Genomic DNA, 24,852 nt, shown 5'->3' with positions numbered 1-24,852 from the left:
TGATCGCAAAACACCACAGTATACGCGAAATTGACATGGCGAGATTGCTACCCTTGCGCGATCTTGAACAAAACTTGCGGCCTTCACGCGCTCCAGCGTGACAGACCAATATGGCAGTTCCACGACAACTCGGGCGGATCGATCACGATCCGGACACCTCGACCACCGCCCCGCCCCTCATGGCTTCAGGGCCAGCCAGGGCGCTGCCCCGGCCCTGTCCAGCGCCTGCAGCTCGACACGATAGGTCAGGGCCAGACGCTCGACCTCGAGCACCTGGCTCGGCGCGCCATGCGCCACCCGCTTGCCCGCCGCCATCAGCCAGACCCTATCGGCGTAGGTTGCGGCCAGGTTGAGATCATGCAGCACGCAGACCACCGCCATGTGGCGTTCCACGGCCAGCCGCCGCAGCAGGCGCATCATGCGTTGCTGCTGGCCGATGTCCAGGGCGCTGGTCGGCTCGTCCAGCAGCAGCAGGCCGCCATCCCGGTTTTGGTCGCGACGCGCTGCAGCCAATTGGCACAGGGCCCTGGCCACCATGACCCGCTGACGCTCGCCCCCGGACAGGCTCAGCACACCCCGCTCGGCGAGGCAGGCCAGTTCCAGCTGTCGCATGATCTCCGCGACCGCTTCGGGTCCCGGGTCACCCCCCAGCACCACCAGGTCGCGCACCCGCCAGTCGAACCCGCTCGGCTCGAACTGGGCAACCAGCGCCCGGCGCCCGGCCAGCGCCGCTGGCGTCCATGCCTCCAAGGACCAGCCATCCAAGGTGACCGGCCCCAGCTGCGAATACCGAAAGCCCGACAGCATCGTCAACAATGTCGTCTTGCCGGCGCCATTGGGGCCGACGATGGCCAGCACCTCGCCAGGCGTCACGTCACCGTGCAGCGGCGACAGGCTGGGAGGATCGATCAAGCCAGCATGATGGAGACTCAGCATCCCTGCCTCCCGCGCAGCAGCAAATAAAGAAAGTACGGTCCTCCCAACAGGCTCGTCAGCAACCCCACCGGCATTTCTGCCGGCATTGCCATCACACGGGCCAGTCCATCGGCCACCACCAGCAACAGCGCCCCTCCCAGCATGGAAGCCGGCAACAGCAGGCGATGCCCCGGCCCCAGCCACAATCGGAGGCAATGCGGCACCAGCAGGCCGAGAAACCCGATGATTCCGCTCACCGCCACACAGACGCCGACGCCCAATGAAGTCGCGGCCACCACCTGGCGCGTCAGCCGCCGGCCATCCAGACCAGCGGCATGAGCCGTCGCCTCGCCGAGTTGCAGCAGGTCGAGATCCTGCGAGCGACGCAGCAACACCAGCAACGCCGGCGGCACCAGCACGAGCGCCACCAGGGTTGCGCCCCAGAGCGAATGCGCCAGGCTGCCCATGCCCCACAGGCTGAGCTGGCGCAGCTGCTCGTCACTGGCCAGGAAGGCCAGCAAGCCGCCACCGGCGCCAGCCAGGGTATTGATGGCCAGCCCTGCCAGCAGCAAGGTGAGCACGGCACCGTTGCCCACGCGCCGCCGCGCCAGTCCGAAGACCAGCAGGCACACCCCGAGCGCGCCCAGAAAACCGGCCACGAACTGGCCATAAAGCCCGAAGGCGTCACTCGCGGGGAACAGCACCACCCAGACCGCCACGCACAGCCCCGCGCCACTGGCCAGCCCCAGCAGGGTCGGATCAGCCAGCGGATTGCGGAACAGTCCCTGCATGGCCGCACCACTGCCTGCCAGCATGGCGCCGACCAACACACCCAGCAGCAAGCGTGGCAGGCGAAGTTGCCACCAGACCTGCCAGTCCATCGCCGGTACTTCACCCATCACGAGCTCGAGCGGCGATAGGCCCAGCGAACCGGAAGCCGCGGCCCAGGCCAGGGCCAGCAGAAGGGCCACCGACAGGCCACCCAACGCGCCGAGTCGACGCCTGAGGCGACGCCGCGGCACCCCATTCTGCCCTGTGCGTGGCAGCGTCATGTCCATGGCGGTGCCTCCCGCTCGAGCAGCGCCGTGTCGTCCCCGGCCAGCAAGGCATCGAGACGCTCGCGCAGTGCCAGCAACAGCGAAGGTGTGCGCGGCCCGAACCCGAGCAATCCCTGATCGTCAACCACCAGCAAGCGCTTGTCGCGACCGGCCGGCGTCATGTCGAGCCCCGGCATCGCCCATAGCGCGTCTTCACCGCCCAAGGCATCCAGCCCGCGGCGCGATATCAACACCAGTTGGGGAGCCTGGCGCGCCAGGGCCTCGGCACCGACCGGCTTATAGCCTTCCATGCCCGAAAAGGCATTTTCGACCCCCACCGTCTCCAGCATTTCCTGTGCCGCGGTGTCTCGCCCCGCCACCATGGGCGTCATGCCACCATGGCTGAGGATGAACATGGCCCGAGTCGCCGGCAGTTCGGGCAGGGCGGCCAGCGCCTCGAGCTCATGATCCAGGGATGCGATCAGTTCACGCCCCCGTGCGTCGAGGGACAGTGTCCCGGCGACGGCCTTGACCTTGCCGGGAATCGACGACAGCGTGTCAGGGCTCTCGATCACCTCGACGCTGATGCCGGCGGCTCTCAACTGATCGAGAGTTTCCGCCGGGGCGGCATCGTCGCTGGCCAGGATATGATCCGGCTTCAGCGACAAGACGCTCTCCGCCGAGAGGCGGCGCAGATAGCCTACCGAGGGCAAGGCGGCCACCTCGTCGGGATACAGGCTGGTGTCATCCCGCCCTACCAGGCGGTCGGTCGCGTCCAGCGCCGCCACGGTTTCGGCGATATCGCCTCCCAGGACCACCCAGCGGTCATCGTCAGCCAGCGCCGGCATCGTCATGCACAGCCAGATGCCGAGCAGAACGGCCTGCCCGACCCAGCCTCTCGTCATTGTCATGCCACGGCCTCCCAGCGCGGAAATGCTTCCAGCAACCGCCGCCAGTCGGCGCGCTCCGCCTGCCCCTCGCGACGCTCGGCATAGAGCTGCAGGATCATCTGCCCTTGCTCATCGAACGCCTCGAGACTGGTCACCCCGCCGTCGGCATTGGGCTTGTGTACCCGCCATACACGTGAAATGGCGGCCTCGTCGAGTCGCAGGGCAAAGTTCGGATCGGAGACGCTCAGGCGACCATCACGCCATTCGGGCAACGGCAAGGCGCCGGTGCGAATCTGTACGCAGCCCGGGCTCGAGACGAAGCACATCAATGGCAAGCGTTGCTCACTGGCCCGGCGCAGCACGTTCTCCACTGCCGCCGGCGCCAGGGCCTCGGTGAAGTGGCCTTCCATCAGAGCGTTGGCCTCATGCCGCTCAAGGCCATGACGACGCAGCAGACTGAAGAACTGGTGCACATCGCGCATGGCCCCCCAGTCATCGGCCAGTCCCTCGGTATCGGGCAGCTCCCGGATCGGACGCGGCATTTCCTGGGTGAAGGCCGGTTCCTCTTCGGTGGCGACTTCGAACAGCTTCGTCCAGCCCTCGCTCAGCGCCGTATCCAGGGCGCGGCAGCTGTGCAGCATGCGACCATGCTGATCGAAGACCTGCACTTGCCAGTCGATCGAGCCACAGCGCGGACGTTCCCTGACCAGGCAAGCCCAGTGCCAATGGGAGAACAACAGCCGCAGGTCCAGCCCGCCCGGGGCCAGCAGCAGACCGGCGGCATCGCTGCCGTCCAGGCGTGGATAACGCCCTCGCTGGACCAAGGTCGCTGCCGGCGAGCACGTCCTCGCCTCGACCGCCCCCAGTGCCTCGAAGCGTCGCGCCAGTTCGCGAGGTGCCAGCGACAGCGTCCAGGTGTCGCGCCCGATGCGTGCCGCCTGCAGTTCTCCTGCGCTGATGTCCAGGCGACGTGCGATGCGTTCCACAGGCTGGGTCGACGACGTCTCGCGTACCGCGTCGAAGGCATCGAGAATCGCGCGGCGGCGCGCCGTACTGGAGATTCGAGAAACGCTCATGGTCGTGACCTCCCCTTTCACCATTGCAGATTGATGGATGCAAACAGGCTGCGCCCATCACCGAGTGCGCCACTGGGTCGGTACCACACCTTGTCGCCGAGGTTGCTCAGGCGCAGTGACGTGTTGAGGGCCGGCGTGACCTGCCAGGCCAGCTGCAGGTCGTGCAGACCGTAACCAGGCAACGTGCCCTCGCCATCCGGACGCTCATAGGAATTGGCGAAACGCCCCCTCCAGCCCAGCGTGAGCGCCTGGTCGAGCAGGTCCAGATCGGCGCCGAGCGTGGCTTCCAGCGGCGTTTCACTGCCCAGAGGCTCGCCGCTGTCCCGATCCTTGCCCGAGACCTCCGAAAGGCCGGCGAAGGCCCTCAGCTCAGGCCAATCGGCGGGTTCCCAGGCCAGGCGGGCATCGAAGCCCCAGAGCCGTGCGCGATTGACGTTGATGGCCTGTGTCGTGCCGGCGGCGATATCCACGTCGCTGTCGATGAAGTCATCGGCGCGGGTGTCGAAATAGCTGGCACGCAACGCCCAGTCGCCTCGCTCCCAGGCAACGCCACTCTCCCAGGTACGGCTGGTTTCCGGCTGCAGGTCGGGATTGGGAACCCAGTGGTTGTCGGGAAAGCAGAAACCCGGCGCAGGACAGAAGCCGGCGAAATGCCGCTGATCGGCATACAGTTCGGAAAGGCTCGGAGCCCGGAAGGCCTCGGCGTAGCCGCTGTAGAACATCAGCCCGCGCACCGGACGCCAGGACAGCCGCAGCCTCGGCGAGAGCTGGGTTTCCTCCGTCTCGCGACCAGCGGCATCCTCGGCGTCATAACGGTCATAACGCGCGCCAAGCCCCAGATCGAAGACACCGACGCCGCCCTCGGAAAGATGACGCCCGACCGTCAGGGTGTCCTCGAGATACAGGGCCTGGGTGTCGATATCGGCATGGGGAAAGCCCGAGGCTCCGCCTCCCGGTCGCTGGCTGGCACGATCCACCTCGGCGCCGAACGCCAGGGTCTGGGTCAGCCAGCCATGCTCGATGCGGTGATATCCATCGCTCTGCAGCCCCCAGCGTTCCAGGGTCCGATTGGCATCGTCCTCGTCGATTTCCTGGCGGCTGAGGCTCAGGCGCGATGTCACTTCGCTGGCAGCGGCGGGACGCCAGCGGTGGCCCAATTGCACGTTGTCGCTGGTCACCTGGCGTCGCCGAGGGTCGTCCTCGACATCGAGCTGCTGCGGGTTGGCTGGCTGGGTAGACGTCTCGTCATAGCGCTGCCACTGGGCGAACAGCCGATTCTCGTCATCGGGTCGCCAGCCACCCTTGAGCAGCAGACTGTCGAGCTCGGCATCCTCGGGCGCCTCTTGCCCGCCGGCGCGACGGATATCTCCCGAATCGCGACGCCCCACGGACACCAGGCCATCCACTGGCCCGTTGGCCGTATCCTGCTCCCCGAAGGCGCTGAAGGCGCCCCCCAGCTCGTCTCGCCCGGTGGCACCGCCCAGCGACAGTCGCATGCCGCCGCGCTCGCCCGGCAGCAGCAGATCCGATGCCTCCACTGTCTCGAAGCTCACCACCCCGCCCATGGCATTGCTGCCATACAGACTGGACAGGGCGCCACGAGCGATCTGGACCTCGCGTATCAGCCAGGGGTCGATATAGAAAGTGCCCAGATGGCCGGTATTGATGTCCTGGCGGACACCATCGAGTCGCACCTGCACGCCATTGGAATCGAACCCACGAAGGCTCAAGGTCTGGCCGTTGCGGCGACCGCTGCCCGCCACATGCAACCCAGGCTGTCGTGACAGCACGTCCTCGATGCTCGACGCCGTGGACAGCGCCGGATCGTCCCGGTCGATGACATCCAGGATCAAGGGCGCACGGGACGGATCACCGGGCAGGCGCGTGCCGGTGACGGTCACGTTGTCCAGAGCTGCTGCGGATGTCTCGGGTGTTGCATCCGCCCCCGCCTGAGTGGCGAGGATCGGCAGACTCCATGCCATGACAGTGGCGATGGAATGAGTGGGTTTCATAAGCCAGGGCTCCCAGGCAGTTTCCTTGGTGGTTCGGATGGCTGGCTGGGAGCGGCGACACCGCACCTGGCTGGCATGCTCGAGCGTCGGGTCTCGAGCGACAGGATTCATAATGCGTCTCGTGATGATCGGCGGGGCTCACGTCGTCAGAATCAGCTTGCCCAACCGCGTTCGCCTCAGGACATAACGCCGCCCCTCGTGGTGAATGATGAGGCGACCGTCACGCCCCAGCAGCGCCTGACTGTCGATGGCCTTGGTATCCTCCTCTCGGCGCGTGACCGTCGACGGAGACTCTCTCCGAGAGTTCATGAGACGAAATCCCTTTTGTTAATGATAACGATTATCAAAAATGATTTATACCACTCTCCTCCTCACCCTTCAAGGGCGCCACGATTCCCACATCGTCTACTCAAGACACCGAGCCAAATCGCTATCAGCCTGATACACTTGCGATTTTGCGCGTGTTCATACACGTTCACATAGAATCGCGTCGGCAAGGCCTACCATGCCGACACATAGCATCATCCACGGTGATGGCACGGCCAACCGCCGGCCCCGTGCGCCTCGGCGACGCGCGCCGGGCAGCCGAGTCACAAGCGATATGGAGATTGCCCTCTCGAAGCAGTGAGACCGCTCACGGTGCAGTGGATGCACAACGCAAAAGGTCAAGCATCGAATAACGCCCAAGCTACAAAGGATTGTCTTTTTGGCCACGACAGCCTCAGGAACCCTTGCCGTCGCGACCCGGCGCATGCTCGCTCTGCCGACGCTGCGCGCCTGCCTGCCCGAATTCCAGCGGCTTTGCCACCTTGGCTCGCCGAGTGCACGCCATGCCGGCGCGGTGGCCGGATGGGGCCTCAAGCCAAGTTCGCGCAAGGCCCGCGAGCATGCCAGCCGCCACCGGCTACCCTATGTGGCCATCGAGGACGGTTTTCTTCGTTCATGGGGGCTCGGTGTCGAGGGCTACCCGCCCCACAGTCTTGTCGTCGACGCCCTCGGCATCTATTACGACGCTACCCGCCCCTCGACGCTGGAGAACCTGATCCTGGCTGGCGATGCCCTGTCCGAGGCGGAGCTGGCCCGAGCCAGGCGAGGCATTCAGCGGCTGCGCGACCTGCGCCTTTCCAAGTACAACCATGCGCCGGACCGTCGCCTGTTCGAGGATGACCGCCCTCGCGTGCTGGTCGTCGACCAGACAGCCGGCGACGCCTCCATCGCCGGGGGCCTGGCCGAAGCCGACGACTTCGAGCGCATGCTGGATATCGCCCAGGCGGAACACCCCGAGTCGGAAATCCTGGTCAAGGTCCATCCCGACGTCATCGCCGGCAAGAAACAAGGGCACCTTCTGGAAGCCGGCAATCGGCCGGGCTGTCGCCTCATCGGCGAGCCCTTGAATCCCTGGTCGCTGCTCGATGCCGTGCATTGCGTGCATGTAGTCAGCAGCCAGATGGGCTTTGAGGCCTTGATGGCCGGCAAGCACGTTGTCTGCCATGGCGTGCCCTTCTATGCCGGCTGGGGACTCACCGATGATCGCCGACACTGCTCGCGTCGCGGCACCCAGCGCTCGCTGGAACAGCTCTTCGCGGCGGCCTATCTGCGCTATGCGCGCTATGCCAACCCCTATACCAGCCAGGCCACCGACTTCGAAGAAGCCCTGGAACTGATCGGCGACCAGGCACGCCAGCAGCATCGCTTGTCGGGGCGTTGGGTCACCTATGGCCTCTCGTCATGGAAACGCGGTTTCGTCGGCGACTTCCTCGGAGATCGCGCCGATGTCCGCCACCTGCGCCACGATCGTCCTCCGGAAGACGCCTCGCGCGACGAGCGAATCCTGTGCTGGGCCTCACGGCTGGACGCCGCCGCCGAGGAGCGTTGCCGTGCCCGGGGTCACACCCTCTGGCGCATGGAAGACGGCTTTCTGCGCTCCATCGGTCTGGGCGTCGACCTGGCGCGCCCACTCTCCCTGGTCCTGGATCCACTCGGCATCCACTACGACGCCAACCGCCAGAGCGAGCTGGAGCGTCTGCTCAACGAGACGACCTTCTCGCCCGCCCTGTTGCAACGAGCCGCCCGACTGCGCGAACGGCTGGTCGCTCTGCGCCTCTCCAAGTACAACGTCCCCGGCGCCCGACGCCTACAGCGCCCCGAAGGCCGTCGCCTGCTACTGGTACCGGGGCAGGTGGAGAGCGACGCCTCCATTGCCCACGGAACGTTCGACATTCGCACCAACAGCGCCCTGCTCGCCGCCGTGCGCCAGGCCAATCCCGATGCCCACATCCTCTACAAGCCACATCCCGATGTGGTCACCGGCGCACGCCTCGGTGCCTTGAGTCGGGACGACGAGCGCCTGTATGACCTCGAGGTCGGCGATGTCGATATCGTCGATTTGCTGGACATGGTCGACGAGGTCCATACCATGTCCTCCCTGGCGGGATTCGAAGCGTTGCTGCGGGGACGACGCGTCGTCACCTACGGAATGCCGTTCTACGCAGGCTGGGGACTGACCGAGGACCGCCATACCTGCGCCAGGCGTCGTCGAGCGCTCGACCTGGACGCTCTGGTCGCGGCCACCCTGATCCTCTACCCGTTGTATGTCGACCCAGGCAGTCGCCGGCTCTGTAACGCCGAAACCGTCGTGGCCCTGCTGGAACAGCGCCGAGCCGAACACCCTCGCCCGGCGTGGCGAACGCACCTGTATCGCTGGTACCGCAATATCTTTATCGGAAGGCATTGACGTGAATTCGCCGAAACGCTCTTTCTTGTTCCTGCAGGGTGTCTGTTCGCCTTTCTTCCCTCGCCTGGCAAAGCGGCTGAGGGCCGATGGCCATCATGTCGCCAAGGTCCAGTTCGCCGGTGGCGACGTCGCCTACTGGTCACGCCATGCCGGCCCGAGCCACGCCTTTCGCGGCAGGCCGAGCGATTTGCCGGACTTCCTGGCAGGACTCTGGGAACGATACGCCGTCACCGACCAGTTGCTGTTCGGCGACCAGCGCCCCGTGCACCTGGCTGCCGCCGAGGCGGCCAGGCAAGTGGGCATTCGCAACCATGTGCTCGAAGAGGGCTACTTTCGCCCCCACTGGATCACCCTGGAGCGCGAGGGGGTCAACGGCTATTCGCTGCTACCGCAGGACGCGAGCTGGTACCTCGAGGTCGGCCGCCGCCTGCCCAAGCCGGCACCGGTCAAGCGCTTCCAGACCTCCTTCAAGCGACGCGCCACCCACGACGTGCTCTACCACCTGGCCGGCCTCGCCAACCCGGTGCTGTTCCCGCGCTATCGCAACCACGCACCGGTCACCGCGCCGATCGAATATGCCGGCTATCTCAAGCGCTTCACCCAGCTACGCTGGTGGAAGCCCCGCGATGCCGAACGCATCCGCGCCCTGACCGAGGGCAAGCGGCCCTACTTCGTACTGCCCTTGCAGCTCAATGGCGACGCCCAGATTCGCAATCACTCGAGCTTCGCCGACATGCCGGAAGTGATCGAGTACGTCATGGCCTCCTTCGCCCGCCATGCATCGGCGGACAGCCTGCTGTGCATCAAGAACCACCCGCTGGACATGGGCCTCATCAACTACGCTGGACTCATCGAGCGCCTCGAGAAGCGCTACGACATCGTCGGGCGTACCGTCTATCTCGAGTCCGGCGATCTCAACGTCCTGTTCAAGGCCGCCACCGGTACCGTGACGGTGAACAGCACCTCGGGTATCGTAGCGTTGGAGCACCGTTGTCCGACCATCGCCCTGAGCCGACCGATCTATCGGCTCGACGGCCTGACGTTCGAAGGGGGGCTGGACGAGTTCTGGCGCCAGGGCACGCCGCCGGACGAGGAACTGTTCCGCTGCTTTCATCGCACGGTCATGCATACCGTTCAGCTCAACGGAGGCTACTACTGCGACACCGGGATCGAACTGGCCGTCGACAATGTCGCGGCCAGGCTCGAAGCCGCCACCTCACCGCTCGAGGCCTTGCTATGACCGCACCCCGCAGCCTGTTGATCACCGGCGCCACCGGCGCCATCGGCAGCGCCCTGGCCCGACATTACGCGGCGCCCGATACCCATCTGATCCTGCATGGGCGCGACCTGGAGCGTCTCGATGCCGTGGCCGACGCCTGTCGCCAGGCGGGCGCCGATGTCGAGACAAGCCGCGTGGACCTGACCGATGACGCCGCCCTCACCGAATGGCTGGAACATCTGACACTGCCCGATATCGTCATCGCCAACGCCGGTCAGAACCTCCATGCCGAACCGGGATGCGAGATGGAAGACTGGGAGGCCACCAGCCGCCTGCTGGCCATCAACCTGCGCACGCCCATGGCCATGGCCGAGCGCCTGGCACCGCGCATGGCCGAGCGTGGCCACGGCCAGATCGTCTTCCTCAGCTCCCTGGCTGCCTGGCACGGTCTGCCCGTGACCCCCAGCTACAGCGCCAGCAAGGCCGGCATCAAGGCCTATGGCGAGGCCCTGCGCGGCTGGCTGGCACCACGCGGCGTGGGGGTGACCGTGGTCATGCCCGGCTATGTCAGTTCGCCGATGTGCGAGGCCATGCCCGGCCCCAAGCCCTGGGAGATCGACGCCCCGCACGCGGCCCGCCGCATCGCCAGGGGCATCGAGCGCAACCGGGCACGCGTGAGTTTTCCCTTCCCGCTCAACCTGGGGTGCTGGAGCCTGGCAGTGCTGCCGGCAGGCCTGTCCCAGCGTCTGCTCGGTGTGATGGGTTACGGGAGGCCTTCATGACACAGGCGCTGCTCCTGCCCTGGTGCCTGGGCCTGCTCGGCACCTTCATCGCCGAAGCCGCGCTACGTCCTCCCACGACAGCCCCCTGGCGCCGTTCCCTGGCTGCCCTGGCCGTCCACCTGGGCACCTGGGGCGTGTTCTACGGGGGCTTCGTGCTGGTGCTGCAACGGCCCTGGTTCGCCCTGGTTCTCTTCCTCGCCCTGCAGCTCGTGGTGGTGCAATCCAGCAATACCAAGTCGAAGACCCTGCGCGAACCCTTCCTGTGCCAGGACTTCGAGTACTTTCTCGACGCCATCCGCCATCCGCGCCTTTACGTGCCCTTCTTCGGCATCGGCCTGGCAATCGGCGCCAGCCTGGCGGGGCTGGCCACCATCATCGGCTTTCTGGTCATCGAACCCACGCTGTCCTCCCGCCATGGCGCGGGCGCCTTCCTGTTCGGGACGGTTCTGATCATCGCGCTGTCGATACTCCCCCTGGTCGCCGGGCTACGTTACCTGCCGGCCTGCCGGCTCGATCCCCTCGACGATACCCGCCGCCTGGGACTGTTCAGCGCGCTCTGGGCCTACGGCCTGATGGCACGACGCCCGCTTGAGGTATCTGCTTCGCCCTATCCGCCCGTGCCCGAGCCGGTACCGGACACCGCGCGACTCCCGCACCTGGTCGTGGTGCAGAGCGAGTCCTTCTTCGACCCGCGCCCCTGGCACGGCGGCCTGCGCGACGATCTGCTGCCCGAGCTCGACGCCCTGACCGAGCAGGCCCTGGCCCGGGGCCGTCTTCGCGTGCCGGCCTGGGGCGCCAACACGGTGCGCACCGAAACGGCGGTGCTGACCGGACTCGACCAGGACACGCTTGGCATTCACCGCTTCAACCCCTATCACCAGCTGGCACGGCGCTCGGTACCCAGTCTGGCGGCCGAGCTGCGACAGCTCGGCTATCGCACGGTCTGCCTGCATCCCTATGCGGCCAGCTTCTATCAGCGCGACCGGGTCATGCCGCGCCTTGGCTTCGATGACTTCATCGACATTCGAGCCTTCGGGCCCGACGACTACTGCGGCCAGTACGTCGGGGACCTGGCACTGGCCGACAAGGTTGGCAGTCTGCTCCATGAAACGGATAATGAGCCGCTATTCGTGTTCGTGATCACCATGGAGAATCACGGCCCACTGCAATTCGACAACCGGGCGGAGAACGCGGCCCGCGACCTGCTGGCCCCGGGCGCGCCGCCCCTGCCGGACGACTGCGGGGAGCTGGCCAGCTATCTGGCCCACCTGCGCAATGCCGATCGCATGGCCGGACGCCTGCGCCAGCAACTGGAGGCGATGCCCCGGGCCGGGCTACTGTGCTGGTATGGCGACCATGTGCCGATCATGCCCGAGGTCTATCGGCATTATGGCGAGCCGGACGGCGACACGCCCTATCTGTTGTGGTCGAGCCATGGCCGGACAGACCGGCCCCAGGCGTCCACGCCACTTGAGGCAGTGCAATTGAGTCAACGGATATGGCAGGCCGTCATCCACGAGGCGCAACGCGCCCATGACGGCTGGAACCAGGATCATCGGGAGCAAGCATGACAAGACGCGTGGCCATCATCGGTGTCGCCCACCGGATGCCGGGAACCACCCCGGAAGGCTTCTGGCAGGACCTGCGGGCCGAAAAGGACCTGGTCACCCAGGTAGCGGCCGACCGCTGGAGCCATGAGGTCTTCCAGCACCCCGACAAGCGCAACCCCGGCACCAGCGTGACCTTCGCGGCCGGCAGCCTGGGAGACATCAGTGGCTTCGACGCCGATTTCTTCGGCATCTCGCCTCGTGAGGCGGCCAACATGGATCCCCAGCAGCGCATGCTCCTGGAGCTGACCTGGGAGGCCATGGAAAGCGCCGGCGTACCGCCCTCGCAGTTGCGGGGCAGCCAGTGCGGCGTTTTCCTTGGCGTCGCGGCGCTGGACTATTCCTATCGATACACTGGCGACATGGGGGCCATCGACGCTTCCACCGCCACCGGCAACACCTCGAGCATCGCCTCGAACCGGCTCTCCTACCTGTTCGACCTGCACGGCCCCAGCATGTCCGTGGATACCGCCTGCTCCTCGTCGATGGTGGCCTTCCATCAGGCCTGCCAGGCAATTCGCAGCGGCGAGACGAGCATGGCACTGGCCGGCGGCATCAGCCTGCACCTGCATCCCTACGGCTTCGTCATCTTCTCCAAGGCCAGCATGCTGTCGCCCACAGGCCGCTGCCGGGTGTTCGATGCCGACGGCGACGGCTACGTGCGTTCGGAAGGCGCCGGCATGTTCCTGCTCAAGGACCACGACCAGGCCCTGGCCGACGGCGATACCATCCTGGCCGTGGTGGCCGGCTCCACCGTCAACACCGACGGCCACAAGCAGGGCCTCACGGTGCCCAACCCCGATGCCCAGATCGCCCTGATGCACCAGGTCTACGAGCAGGCCGGCATCGATCCCGACGAGATCGACTATCTCGAGGCCCACGGCACCGGCACCGCCGTGGGCGATCCCATCGAGACCCGCGCCATCGGCGAGGCACTGGCCAAGCGACGCAAGACACCGCTGCCCATCGGCTCAGTGAAGAGCAACCTCGGCCATCTGGAAACCGCCTCCGGCGTCGCCGGCCTGGCCAAGGCGCTCTACAGCCTGCGCCATCGCGAGGTACCGGCCACCATCGGCATCCGCCGCCCGAATCCCCGGATCGCGTTCGACGACTGGAACCTCGAGGTCGTCACCCAGGCCCGCGCACTGAAGCCGGAGGGTCGCCTGGTCATCGGCGTCAACTCCTTCGGCTTCGGCGGCGCCAACGCCCATGTCATCCTCGAGAGTCCGCCCGAGGCACCGGCGCCGCTCGCGCCCCCCGTCTCCAGTGAGCCGCTGCCGCTGCGACTCTCGGCGCGGGGCGAGCCGGCCCTGCGGACCATGGCCGGCCAACTGGCCGACTGGTTGCGCGATACCGACAGCTCCCTCTACGACATCGCCGATACCCTCTATCGCCGTCGCGAGCATCATGCCGACGGCGCCCTGCTGTTCGCCACCGACAAGCAGGACGCCGCCGAGCGCCTGGCGGCCTTCGCCGATCCCGAGCGGGACCCGGGCAAGCGGCCGGTGATCCGCGGCCGGCGTCTCGAGGCCGCCCAGGGACCCGCCTTCATCTACGACGGCAACGGCTGCCAGTGGGAAACCATGGGCCGCGACCTGCTTGCCGACTCCAAGGTCTTCGCCGCCGCCATCGACGAGGTCGACGCGCTCTTCCAGCGTCACGCCGACTTCTCGCTGCGTGCCGAACTCAGGGGCGACAACGGCAGCGAGCGCTTCGTGCGCACCGAGATCGCCCAGCCGGCGCTGTTCGCCGTGCAGGTCGGCATCACCCGGATGTTCGCCGCCCAGGGCATCGAGCCCATTGCCGTCACCGGCCACAGCGTCGGTGAGGTGGCCGCCGCCTGGGCCTGCGGCGCCCTGTCGCTGGAAGACGCCGTACGCGTGATCTACCTGCGCAGCCACTTCCAGGGACTGACCCGCGGGCAAGGCGAGATGACCGCCGTGGGCCTCGGCGCCGAGGCCATTGCCGCCTATCTGGAACGTCCCGAATATCGCGACGTCCATCTCGCCGGCACCAACAGTGCCCAGGGCGTGACCCTGGCCGGCCCTGCCGAGGCCTTGACCCGGCTGGAAGCCGAACTCGCCGCCCAGCGTCACTTCGCCAAGCGCCTGCCGCTGGACTACGCCTTCCACAGCCCGGCCATGGACCCCATCCGCGACGACCTGATCGCCGCGCTGAAAGGCCTTCGCCCCCGGCAGTCGCGCATTCCCTACATCTCGACGGTGACCGGCGAGGAGCTCGACGGCGAGCGACTCGATGCCGAGTACTGGTGGAACAACATTCGCCAGCCCGTGCGCTTCGACGCCGCCGCTCGGGCGATCATTGCCGACGGCACCAATGTATTGATCGAGATCGGGGCCCATCCGATCCTCAAGCGCTACCTGAGCGAAGCGCTGCGCGAGGCGGAGCTCGATGGCCTGATCATCGGCACCCTGGAGCGCGACCTGCCCGGCCCCGTCTGCCTCGATCGCGCCATCGGCCAGACGCTGCTCTCGGGACTCGCCACCGACACCGACCACTGGTTCCCGGTGACCGGGCAGCTCGCCGAGCTGCCACGCTATCCCTGGCAACGCCAGTCCTACACGATGCCGAGCACTTCGGACGCCCTGGGGCTGCTGGCACGCCACTACGAACACCCCTTGCTGGGCTACCGCCTGGCACAGCACACCCTGACCTGGGAAAGCCAGCTCGATACCGGTCGCCAGCCCTGGCTGGCGGACCACGTGGTGGGCAACGCCGCCATCTTCCCGGGCGCCGGCTTCATCGAATTGGCCCTGGCCGCCGCTGCCAGCTGGCGCGAGGCGACGCCACTCGACGTCGAGGAACTCGAGATCCAGGCGCCCCTGATGCTCGATGGGCCGCACGGCCGGCTCACCCGGCTGGCCATCGCCCCCGACGACGGCCGCGTCACCATCCACTCGCGGGAACCGGCCGTCGGCGAGGAATGGCAGTTACATGCCACGGCCCGCATCATGAGCCAGAGCCGCGGCCTGATGCTCGAGCGAGTCGCCCCGGCACTCCCCGAGCGGGCACCGGACCTGGAGCTGAACGAGCACCTGGCGATGGCCAGCCGACTGGGCCTGGACTATGGTCCAGCCTTTCAGGCCATCGACCGCGTCTGGATCGAGGACGACGGCGTCATCGGCCAGGTGCACCTCACACCCGAGATCGAAGCACAACTCGCGCTGCAGCACCTGCATCCCGGCATCCTCGACAGCGCCTTCCAGCTGTTCCTGCCGTTGCTGGCCCGCGAGGGGCACGATACGCGAGGCATGGCCTATGTGCCGGTCCGTGTCGGGCGCATCCAGTGGACGCCGGAGGCCGGACACCCAAGCCTGGCGCGTGCCCGCCTGCTCAAGCGCGCCCCCTATTCCTTCACCGCCGACTTCGAGCTCTTCGACGCACAGGGCCGGGCCGTTGCCGTGGTCAGCGAGACCCGCTTCAAGGCAGTCCGCTTGACCCAGTCAGCCGAGCAGACGCTGAGCCATCTCGACGTGCGCCTGACACCGGCGCCACGCCCCGCAAACCGTCAGCCGGCGGACCTCTCCGCGCTCGAGGCCGCCATGCCCGGGCTGGTCGATGGCTATGCCGAGGCCACCGGACAGCGCTATGCCAGCGAAGTAGCGCCCTTGCTCGACCGGCTGGCCGAGGCCTTCGCCGCCGAGACCCTCGACGCCGAACTGAGCGATGGCGTCCTGAGCCAGTCCCGCTACCAGGCCCTGGCCAGCACGCACCCGCAGGCCCGCCCGCTGCTCGACCAGTTGCTGCGCCTACTGGAGGACGCCGGCCGGCTCGAGCGCCACGGCGATGGCTGGAAGCGCATCGAAAGCGACGACGAGGTCGACGCCACTACCATCTGGCGCCTGCTGGCCCAGGATTATCCTGGTCACATCGGCCCCATTCACCGGCTCGGGCGTTTCGGGCTCAACCTGCGCGACCTGCTGGCAGGCCATCGCGACGCCACCGACATCGGCCTCGACAGCGACCGCCTGACGCGCCTCAATCGCCAGTTGATCGGTCACGAGGGCTGGCGCGCCATCACCTCGCCGCTCGGCGATGCCCTGGCCGATACCCTGGCGCACCTGCCTGAAGGCCAACGCCTGACCTTGCTCGAGGCCGGCGTCAGCGCCCCGGCACTGGGTGAGCGCCTCGCCGAGCTGGTCGATCCCGATCGCTGCGACTACCACATCCTCACCGCCGGCGAGCTCGCCTGGCAGCATGCCGAGCAGTTGCGCGAGCGTCAGCCGCTGATCGAGGTCGAAGCGCTGGAAGCGCCGTGCGAGCGGTCGCCACAGGATGGCCCGGGCAAGGCCCAGTTGGCCCTGGTATCGCTGGATGTCACCAACCGTGACCTCAGCCGCCGCCTGATCGAGTCCCTTCCCGAGCGCCTGGCACCCGATGCCCGCATGCTGCTGCTTGGCGTTGCCCCCTCCGCCTGGCTCGACACCCTGCTGGCCACGCCGGGACTGACCGGTGACGGCACGACGCCCTCGGCCTGCGAGCCCGACGACGTCACCGAGCAGCTGGCCGCTCTCGGCGCCGAGGATGTTCTCTCGATGCCGCTGGAAGACGAGGCCGGCGCCTATCTCATTGCCGCCCGCCTGCCCGGCGAGATCGTGGAGACCGAGACATCGCCGACCGACTACCTGCTGATCGCCGATGATGAACATCGCGCGCTCGCCGAACGCCTCGCCGCCGACCTGGAACGCCGAGGCCATCGCGCGGCTGTCGGCGATACCAGCGAGGCTGACATGGCCCAGCAGATCGTCGACCTGCGCAGCACCGGGCTGGAGCGCTGTCAGCAGGCGGTACGCTGGGCATCCGCGTTCGAGTCCCGCCACGACATGCCGACGCTATGGCTGCTCACCCGGGACGTGGCCGATCTCTGGCGCGATGCCTCGGCCTCGCCGGCAAGCGCGAACCTCAGCGACGACGCCGCCCTCTGGGGCTTCGGACGCTCTCTGGCCAACGAGGCCCAGAGCTTCCAGGTTCGCCTGCTCGACCTGCCCGGCGGCGAGTTGGAAACGCACGCCTTCCAGGCACTGGGAGACGAGCTCGTCGCCCCCGATGACGAGACCGAAGTGGTCATCGACGCCAGAGGAACCCGCTTCGCCACCCGGCTGCGTATCCTGCCCGCGCCGGGCACGGCAACGGATGCGCCAGCACCCCCGCGCAGCGCCATGACGCTCGGCTTCCCGCTGCCCGGCCAGTTGCGCCATCTGTCCTGGCAGCCGACCGACCTACCGGAACCCGGCGAGGGCGAGGTAGAGGTTCGCGTCGAGGCCACCGGTCTCAACTTCCGTGACGTCATGTATACCCTGGGCCTGCTCTCCGACGAAGCCATCGAGAACGGCTTCGCCGGCCCGACGCTGGGGCTGGAGTTCTCCGGGGTCGTCGAGCGGCTCGGGCCTGGCGTCGAAGGAGTCGCACCGGGCGACGCCGTGGTCGGGTTCGGTCCGGCCAGTTTCAGTGACCGATTGATCGCCAGCCACCACGCCATTGCGCCCTTGCCTACCGGTATCGATTTCGCCGCGGCGGCGACGATCCCGACGACCTTCTTTACCGTCTACTATGCGCTGAAGCATCTCGCCCGCCTCTCTCCCGGCGAACACGTGCTGATCCATGGCGCCGCGGGCGGCGTCGGGCTGGCCGCCATTCAGGTGGCACGCTGGCTCGGTGCCGAGATCCACGCCACCGTGGGCGCCGAAGAGAAAGGCGACTTCCTCCGCCTGAGCGGCATCGAGCGTCTCTACGACTCGCGCTCGCTGACCTTCGCCGAGGAAATTCTCGCCGACACCGACGGGCGCGGCGTCGACGTGGTCCTCAACTCCCTGGCCGGCGAGGCAATCAACCAGAACCTGCGCGTACTGCGCCCCTTCGGTCGCTTCCTGGAACTCGGCAAGCGCGACTTCTACGAGAACACCCATATCGGCCTGCGGCCCTTCCGCAACAACCTCAGCTACTTCGGCATCGACTCCGATCAGCTGATGAAGGCGTGCCCGGACCTCACCCAGACGCTGTTCGGCGAAATGATGGCCCTGTTCGAGGACGGCACCTTCACGCCGCTGCCCTACACCGCCTTCAGCAATCGCCAGGTGGTCGAGGCCTTCCGCTACATGCAGCAGGCACGCCAGATCGGCAAGGTGGTGGTGACCCAGGACCAGCCCCTGAGTCCCGCCCCCGACAACACCACGACCTCGGCCGCCCCCGAGCTGCCGGCCGAGGCCACCTACCTGGTCACCGGCGGCCTCGGCGGCTTCGGCCTGCGCAGCGCCCAGTGGCTCGCTGAACGTGGCGCCCGCCATCTGGTCCTGGTCGGCCGGCGCGGTGCGGCCTCACCCGAGGCTGCCGAGGGTATCGCCGCCCTCGAGGCCAAGGGCGTGTCCGTGGAAGCCGCAGCCTGCGATGTCGCCGACCGCGAGGCCCTGGCTGCGCTGCTCGAACGCTGCCGTGCCGAACACCCGCCGCTGAAGGGCATCATCCATGCCGCCGCGGTGATCGAGGACGGCCTGATCCGCAACCTCGATGACGAGCGCATCGCCCGCGTGCTGGTGCCGAAGATCGAAGGCGCTCGCCATCTGGATGCCCTGACCCGGGACGATGACCTGGATTTCTTCGTGCTCTATTCCTCGGCGACCACCCTGTTCGGCAATCCCGGGCAGGCCAGCTACGTGGCGGCCAACCACTGGCTCGAGGCCCTGGCCGCCAACCGTCGCGCCAGGGGATTGCCAGCCACCTGCGTGCGCTGGGGCGCCATCGAGGACGCCGGCTTCCTGGCCCGCAACACCCGAACCCGCGATGCCCTGCAGGAACGCCTCGGGGGCTCGGCATTGCGCGCCGACGACGCCCTCGAGGTCCTCGGCCGCATGCTGGCCGCCCCTGGCCCGAGCCTTGGCGTGCTGGAACTGGACTGGTCGGCCCTGGCGCGCTCGCTGCCCACCGCCGAGACACCGCGTTTCTCCGAGATCGCCCGCTCCGCCGGCGACGAGGGACAACAGGACGATGGCGATCAGGACCTGAGCCGCCTGCTGGCCGAACTGTCCCCCGAGGAACTCCATGCCACGATCACCGACCTGCTCAAGGCAGAGCTTGCCAGCATCCTGCTGGTGGAGGAAGACAAGATCGACGTGCATCGTTCGGTCTATGACATGGGCTTCGACTCGCTGATGGGCGTGGAATTGATGACCGCCATCGAGTCGCGCCTCGGCGTCCGCGTGCCGGTCATGGTGCTCAGCGAGGCCTCGACCCTCGACAAACTCAGCGGCGTGCTGATCGACCGCCTGACGCGCGGCGATACCGATGACGACGATGACGACGCCGAGCTGGCCTCGCTGGCGGCACGCCACGGTGCCGATGCCGAGACCCTTGCCGACGCCCCTTCGGAGGAGACGACCACCCGATGAGCCAGGATGCGTCACGCCACGATCTCAAGCGCCAACTTCTCGAGGGAGCGCGCAAGCGCAAGCGTTCGCGCCCTGCGCCGGAACACGGCGAGGCATCCGGGACGTCCGCCGGCGAAGTGCCGGAACGGCTGACCCGCTTCGATGCCCACCCCGGCTATCAGCAGTTGACCATGATGCGCGAGGCGGCACGCCGCCTCGGCCTGACGGATCCCTTCTTCCGCTGCCATCAAGGCAACGCCGGCGCCACCAGCCGCATCGACGACCGGGACGTCATCAACTTCGCCAGCTACAACTACCTGGGCTTCTCCGGCGATCCTCGCGTCAACCAGGCCGCCATCGACGCCGTGCAGCACTATGGCAGCTCGGTGTCGGCCAGCCGCATCGTCTCCGGTGAGCGCCCCATTCACGGCGAGCTCGAGCGCGCCATCGCCGATACCTACCAGGTCGACGATGCCGTGGTGTTCGTCAGCGGCCACGCCACCAACGTCTCCACCCTGGGCTACCTGCTGGGGCCAGGAGATCTTATCCTCCACGATGAATACATCCACAACAGCGCGCTGGTCGGCGCCCAGCTCTCCGGCGCCCGGCGGATGGGCTTCGCGCACAACGACGCCGATGCCCTGGAAGATCTCCTGCACCGCCACCGCCCCCAGTTCGAGCGCGTCGTGATCGTCATCGAGGGGCTCTACAGCATGGACGGCGACCTGCCCGACCTGCCCCGATTCGTCGAGATCAAGCGCCGTCACCAGGCCTGGCTGATGGTCGACGAGGCGCATTCCTTCGGCGTGCTGGGCCGGAACGGCCGCGGCCTGCGCGAGCACTTCGACGTGCCGCCCGAGGCCGTGGACATCTGGATGGGCACCATGAGCAAGACGCTGGCCGGTTGTGGCGGCTACATCGCCGGTTGCCAAGCCCTGGTGGATACCCTGCGCCACCTGGCTCCGGGGTTTCTCTACAGCGTCGGCATGCCCGCCCAGGTCGCGGCCCCGTCGCTCAAGGCGCTGGCGCTGATGCATGAGGAACCGCAGCGCGTCCGCCGCCTTCAAGCCATCTCGCGCTATTTCCTGGAACAGGCCCGCGCTCTCGGACTGGACACCGGCGAGAGCATCGGCGCCGCCGTCGTGCCGGTGATCATCGGCAGTTCGGCCCGCGCCGCCGGTCTTTCCCACGCCCTGTTCGAACGCGGCATCAATGTCCAGCCGATCCTGCACCCCGCCGTGCCCGAAAAGAGCGCGCGACTGCGCTTCTTCCTCTCCTGCGAGCACACCGAACAGCAGGTCGACCAAACCCTCGAGATTCTCGATGAGGAACTGACACGAACCTAGGCAGCGCCAGATCGTCAGTTGACAAGGCCCGGCTCACGCCGGGCCTTGTCGTTGCATGCACGCAAGTCCGTTCATCGATTTCCAGGGCATGCGTGACTGTCATACCCCCATGCAGACCCTTCGCTGTCATCCCCAAGGTGCGGGCCGTTAAGGTATCCAGCCATGCGCCGGAGACATTCCGGTGACAACACAATAAGTGGAGAGATGCCCATGCCCCATCACATGCGGCCCCTGGTTTTCTGGCCGACCTTTCTCATTCTGCTCACCGCCGTGATCGGCAGCCTGGTCGATCTGGACGCCTTTCTCGGCTTCACCAGTCAGCTCAACGACGCCATCCTGAAACGCTTCTCCTGGCTGTTCAGCCTGGGCAGCCTTTACCTGCTGGTACTCGCCATTGCGGTGTATGTCTCGCCGCTCGGACGCATCCGCATCGGTGGCAAGCATGCCGAACCGCTGCTGTCGAAAACCCGCTGGTTCTCCATCACGCTGTGCACCACCCTGGCGGTCGGCGTGCTGTTCTGGACCACCGCCGAGCCGCTCTACCACCTGATGGGGCCACCCGAATCGCTGGGCATGGAAGCCGGTTCTTCCGAGGCGGCGCTGTTCGCCATGTCGACCATGTTCCTGCATTGGACCTTCACGCCCTACGCCATCTACGCGGTCCCGGCGTTGATCTTCGCCCTGGCGTTCTACAACCGCCGGCAAAAGTTCTCCATCAGCAGTATGCTCGAGCCAGTCTTCGGCCCTCGCATCACCCGCTACTCGGGATTGATCGATGCCCTGGCGCTATATTCCCTGGTAGCCGGCATGGCCGCGACCCTCGGCACCGGCGCCATCACCCTGGCCGGCGGCCTCGGCCAGTACATCGAGGGCAACACCAATCCCCTGCGCCTCGGCCTGATCATCGCGGTAATCGTGGTCACCTTCGTGCTCTCGGCCGCCAGCGGCTTGAAGAAGGGCATCGCCCGCCTCTCGGCACTCAATGCCTGGCTGCTTCTGGTGCTCGGTCTATTCGTCTTCGTATTCGGCCCCACGGCGTTCATGCTGCAGATCGGCGTGGAGTCGTTCGGCGTCTACCTCGACACTTTCTTCACCCGCAGCCTGTTCACCGGCGCTGCCGGCGACGACCAATGGCCGCACTGGTGGTCGATCTTCTACTGGGCCATCTGGTTCGCCTGGGCGCCCGTGGCCTCGCTCTTCCTGGGACGGATCTCACGCGGCTACAGCGTACGCGACTTCCTGCGCATCAACCTGCTCTACCCGTCGTTGTTCGCCACCGTGTGGATCGTCATCTTCTCCGGCGCCACGCTCTACTTCCAGATGCGCACCGGGATCGACCTGCACAGCGTGCTCAACGACGAGGGCGTGGAGCACGTTCTCTACCGACTCTTCGGCGAGCTACCGCTGTCCGGTCTCTGGGTGCCGCTGCTGCTGTTCATCGCCTTCATTTCCTATGTCACAGCAGCGGACTCCAACACCGACGCCATCGGCAACCTCTGCACCCGTGGCCTGACCGCCGACTCCGACTTCAGCGCCGGCATTCCCATGAAGATCATCTGGGGCGTGGTGGTCGGCATCATCGCCTGGGTGATGACCAGCTTCGTCGGCATCGATGGCGTCAAGATGCTTTCCAACCTCGGCGGCCTGCCCGCCCTGGTGATCATCCTGCTCGCCAGCGGTTCCCTCTGGCACTGGTTACGCGACCCCAGCGCCCTCGAATGCCCCGACACTTCGATCAATCGCGAACCTCTCGACGCACAAGGCCAGCCGCAATGAACGTGAAGACCAACTTCCCGCATCGTATCCGCGAGATCGAGCACCTAGAAATCCCGCTCTCGGACGGCACCCGACTCGCTGCCCGCATCTGGCTGCCGGAAGGGGCCGAGGAGCATCCGGTACCCGCCATCCTCGAATACCTGCCCTACCGCAAACGCGACGGCACGGCGGTGCGCGATGAGCTGACGCATCCCTATTTCGCCGGCCACGGCTATGCGGCAGTGCGGGTCGACATGCGTGGTAACGGCGAATCCGAGGGGTTGATGGCCGATGAATACCTGCCCCAGGAGCAGGCCGACGGCCTCGAAGTGATCGACTGGATGACCCGCCAGCCCTGGTGCAACGGCAAACTCGGCATGATGGGCATCTCCTGGGGTGGCTTCAATTCGCTGCAACTAGCAGCACTGAAGCCCGAGCCACTCAAGGCCATCATCACTTTGTGCTCCACCGACGACCGCTACACCGACGACATCCACTACAAGGGTGGCAACCTGCTGCACGAAAACCTGGGCTGGTCGGCCACCATGCTCAGCTTCTCGGCAGCACCACCTGACCCGGCCCTGGTCGGCGAAATGTGGCGCGAACGCTGGAAGCAGCGTCTCGACAACATGCCGCTGCTGGCCGAGACCTGGATGAGCCACCAGACCCGCGACGCCTACTGGAAGCATGGCTCGGTCAACCAGAACTACGCCGACATAAAAGCCGCCGTCTATGCCGTCGGCGGCTGGGGAGACGGCTACAAGAACAGCGTGCCGCGCCTGCTGGAACACCTCCAGGGGCAGAAGAAGGGGCTGATCGGCCCCTGGATTCACAAGTACCCACACTTCGCCGTGCCCGACCCGGCAATCGGCTTCCTCCAGGAAGCGCTGCGTTGGTGGGACCACTGGCTGAAGGACATCGATACCGGCATCATGGACGAACCGGCCGGCACCTTCTATCTTCAGGATGCCTTGCCGCCCAAGCCCATGTACGCCGAGCGCCCGGGCGCCTGGGTGCGTACCGAGGGCTGGCCCTCGGCGGACGTCGAGCAGCGTCCGTATGCGCTGACCGATACTGGCCTGGTCGCCGGCGACGCGCCCCTATCAAAGGCCCGCACCGTCGACTCGCCGCTCACCGCCGGCAGTCATCAGGGCGAATACTGCGCCATCTGGTTCGGCCCCGACCTGCCGGGCGACCAACGCCAGGACGACGCCCTGGCGCTGTGCTTCGACAGCCAACCGCTCGAGGCGCCGCTCGACATTCTCGGCAAGCCACGACTGCGCCTGCGACTAGCCAGCGATCAGCCCTGTGGCCAACTCACCGTGCGCTTGAGCGACGTACGCCCCGACGGCCAGGTGGCCCGCATCACCTATGGCGTGCTCAACCTGTCGCTGCGCGATCATGACCATCTGGAGCCGCCGGTTCCCGGCGAGCCCATGGACGTGGATCTCGAACTCGACATGATCGGCTATCGCCTGCCCGCCGGGCACCGCCTGCGCGTGGCGATCGCTTCGGCCAACTTCCCGCTGCTGTGGCCGACTCCCAGGCGCGCCGCACTCACCCTGCAGCCTGGCCTGCAACGTCTCGAGCTGCCCACCTATCAGGGCAAGACTATCGCCAATCCCTTCGAGGCTCCGGAGAGCGCCCGTCCCGCCGATGTCGACACCCAGCGCAGCCCGGCGCCACGACGTACCATCCAGGAGGACGTGGCCAGCGGCGAAGTCACGGTGATCGTCGAGGACGACCTGGGCGCCATGACGCTGAACGACCACGGCTATCGGGTGGCGCAGTCCTGCCAGGAGCGCTACACCGCTCATCCGGAGGACCCGAGCCGGGCCCGTGCGGACATCACCTGGCACTACCGGGCCGGCCGCGACGAAGGTCCCGGTCGCTTCGATGTCAGCGTGGAAAGCCACTACCGTCTTACCTGCGACGAGACGACCTTCTTCATCGAGGCCGAACAGATCGCCCACGATGACGGCAAGGAAGTTCACCGCAAGCACTGGCGAACGGAAGTGCCGCGCAGAGCGATCTGACGATGCCTCCTGGCAGACATGATATCCTCGGCGCCACGACGAGTTGCCCATCGCCGAGGAT

Annotated in this window: 14 protein-coding genes; 8 read left to right on the top strand and 6 right to left on the bottom strand. The window is 66.9% G+C overall.

The features are described from left to right. Positions 1-177: 177 nt before the first annotated feature. The 6 genes from HSDC_RS02330 to hemP form a co-directional block, all read right to left on the bottom strand. A complete protein-coding gene (locus tag HSDC_RS02330; protein WP_064698304.1) occupies positions 178-936 on the bottom strand; it encodes an ATP-binding cassette domain-containing protein in 759 nt (252 codons plus the stop codon). Next, positions 930-1,973, bottom strand: a complete 1,044-nt coding sequence (locus HSDC_RS02325; protein WP_342039350.1) for a FecCD family ABC transporter permease — start codon at positions 1,971-1,973, stop codon at positions 930-932. Before HSDC_RS02325 ends, HSDC_RS02330 begins: the two co-directional genes overlap by 7 nt. Further along, positions 1,964-2,863: a heme/hemin ABC transporter substrate-binding protein gene (locus HSDC_RS02320; protein WP_064698303.1), complete on the bottom strand. Its 900-nt coding sequence runs from the start codon at positions 2,861-2,863 to the stop codon at positions 1,964-1,966. The genes HSDC_RS02325 and HSDC_RS02320 overlap by 10 nt, the downstream gene beginning before the upstream one ends. Next, complete coding sequence (locus tag HSDC_RS02315) at positions 2,860-3,918, bottom strand: ChuX/HutX family heme-like substrate-binding protein (RefSeq protein ID WP_064698302.1); 1,059 nt, start codon at positions 3,916-3,918, stop codon at positions 2,860-2,862. Before HSDC_RS02315 ends, HSDC_RS02320 begins: the two co-directional genes overlap by 4 nt. A 17-nt stretch (positions 3,919-3,935) precedes the next feature. Next, positions 3,936-5,930, bottom strand: coding sequence for a TonB-dependent receptor domain-containing protein (locus HSDC_RS02310; protein WP_064698301.1), 1,995 nt, complete (start codon positions 5,928-5,930; stop codon positions 3,936-3,938). Between the two features lie 138 nt (positions 5,931-6,068). Next, positions 6,069-6,239 (bottom strand): hemin uptake protein HemP, encoded by a 171-nt coding sequence (gene hemP / locus HSDC_RS16355; protein ID WP_073292044.1) that lies wholly within the window; start codon positions 6,237-6,239, stop codon positions 6,069-6,071. Positions 6,240-6,681: 442 nt separating this feature from the next. Between hemP and HSDC_RS16935 the strand changes: the two genes are divergently transcribed. The 8 genes from HSDC_RS16935 to HSDC_RS02270 all read left to right on the top strand — a co-directional run bounded on the left by HSDC_RS16935 (position 6,682) and on the right by HSDC_RS02270 (position 24,791). Next, on the top strand, positions 6,682-8,664 hold the full coding sequence (locus HSDC_RS16935; RefSeq protein WP_073292042.1) for a capsule polysaccharide biogenesis protein: 1,983 nt from the start codon (positions 6,682-6,684) through the stop codon (positions 8,662-8,664). Position 8,665: 1 nt separating this feature from the next. Then, the gene (locus tag HSDC_RS02300) at positions 8,666-9,904 is read left to right on the top strand and encodes a capsule polysaccharide biogenesis protein (protein WP_064698299.1); all 1,239 of its coding nucleotides are present in this window, start codon (positions 8,666-8,668) and stop codon (positions 9,902-9,904) included. Beyond that, positions 9,901-10,665 (top strand): SDR family NAD(P)-dependent oxidoreductase, encoded by a 765-nt coding sequence (locus HSDC_RS02295; protein WP_064698298.1) that lies wholly within the window; start codon positions 9,901-9,903, stop codon positions 10,663-10,665. The genes HSDC_RS02300 and HSDC_RS02295 overlap by 4 nt, the downstream gene beginning before the upstream one ends. Further along, positions 10,662-12,236 (top strand): LTA synthase family protein, encoded by a 1,575-nt coding sequence (locus HSDC_RS02290; RefSeq protein ID WP_064698297.1) that lies wholly within the window; start codon positions 10,662-10,664, stop codon positions 12,234-12,236. The genes HSDC_RS02295 and HSDC_RS02290 overlap by 4 nt, the downstream gene beginning before the upstream one ends. Beyond that, complete coding sequence (locus tag HSDC_RS02285; RefSeq protein ID WP_064698296.1) at positions 12,233-19,675, top strand: type I polyketide synthase; 7,443 nt, start codon at positions 12,233-12,235, stop codon at positions 19,673-19,675. Before HSDC_RS02290 ends, HSDC_RS02285 begins: the two co-directional genes overlap by 4 nt. After that, positions 19,672-21,000 carry an aminotransferase class I/II-fold pyridoxal phosphate-dependent enzyme gene (locus HSDC_RS02280; RefSeq protein WP_064698295.1) on the top strand — a complete coding sequence of 443 codons (1,329 nt, stop codon included), beginning with the start codon at positions 19,672-19,674 and terminating at the stop codon, positions 20,998-21,000. The genes HSDC_RS02285 and HSDC_RS02280 overlap by 4 nt, the downstream gene beginning before the upstream one ends. Positions 21,001-21,210: 210 nt before the next feature. After that, entirely contained in the window at positions 21,211-22,776 is a 1,566-nt protein-coding gene (locus tag HSDC_RS16930) for a BCCT family transporter (RefSeq protein WP_064698294.1), read from the top strand. After that, positions 22,773-24,791: a CocE/NonD family hydrolase gene (locus HSDC_RS02270; RefSeq protein ID WP_064698293.1), complete on the top strand. Its 2,019-nt coding sequence runs from the start codon at positions 22,773-22,775 to the stop codon at positions 24,789-24,791. Before HSDC_RS16930 ends, HSDC_RS02270 begins: the two co-directional genes overlap by 4 nt. Positions 24,792-24,852: the final 61 nt, after the last annotated feature.

Source organism: Halomonas caseinilytica, assembly GCF_001662285.1.
GTDB lineage: Bacteria > Pseudomonadota > Gammaproteobacteria > Pseudomonadales > Halomonadaceae > Halomonas > Halomonas caseinilytica.
The sequence above is the reverse complement of the archived record's forward strand: the minus strand, read 5'-3'. Positions and strand labels throughout refer to the sequence as shown.

Coding starts and splice junctions, on each gene's coding strand:
- HSDC_RS02330 (WP_064698304.1), bottom strand. CDS start 936: ATGCTGAGTCTCCATCATGCTGGCTTGATCGATCCTCCCAGCCTGTCG.
- HSDC_RS02325 (WP_342039350.1), bottom strand. CDS start 1,973: ATGGACATGACGCTGCCACGCACAGGGCAGAATGGGGTGCCGCGGCGT.
- HSDC_RS02320 (WP_064698303.1), bottom strand. CDS start 2,863: ATGACAATGACGAGAGGCTGGGTCGGGCAGGCCGTTCTGCTCGGCATC.
- HSDC_RS02315 (WP_064698302.1), bottom strand. CDS start 3,918: ATGAGCGTTTCTCGAATCTCCAGTACGGCGCGCCGCCGCGCGATTCTC.
- HSDC_RS02310 (WP_064698301.1), bottom strand. CDS start 5,930: ATGAAACCCACTCATTCCATCGCCACTGTCATGGCATGGAGTCTGCCG.
- hemP (WP_073292044.1), bottom strand. CDS start 6,239: ATGAACTCTCGGAGAGAGTCTCCGTCGACGGTCACGCGCCGAGAGGAG.
- HSDC_RS16935 (WP_073292042.1), top strand. CDS start 6,682: ATGCTCGCTCTGCCGACGCTGCGCGCCTGCCTGCCCGAATTCCAGCGG.
- HSDC_RS02295 (WP_064698298.1), top strand. CDS start 9,901: ATGACCGCACCCCGCAGCCTGTTGATCACCGGCGCCACCGGCGCCATC.
- HSDC_RS02290 (WP_064698297.1), top strand. CDS start 10,662: ATGACACAGGCGCTGCTCCTGCCCTGGTGCCTGGGCCTGCTCGGCACC.
- HSDC_RS02285 (WP_064698296.1), top strand. CDS start 12,233: ATGACAAGACGCGTGGCCATCATCGGTGTCGCCCACCGGATGCCGGGA.
- HSDC_RS02280 (WP_064698295.1), top strand. CDS start 19,672: ATGAGCCAGGATGCGTCACGCCACGATCTCAAGCGCCAACTTCTCGAG.
- HSDC_RS16930 (WP_064698294.1), top strand. CDS start 21,211: ATGCCCCATCACATGCGGCCCCTGGTTTTCTGGCCGACCTTTCTCATT.
- HSDC_RS02270 (WP_064698293.1), top strand. CDS start 22,773: ATGAACGTGAAGACCAACTTCCCGCATCGTATCCGCGAGATCGAGCAC.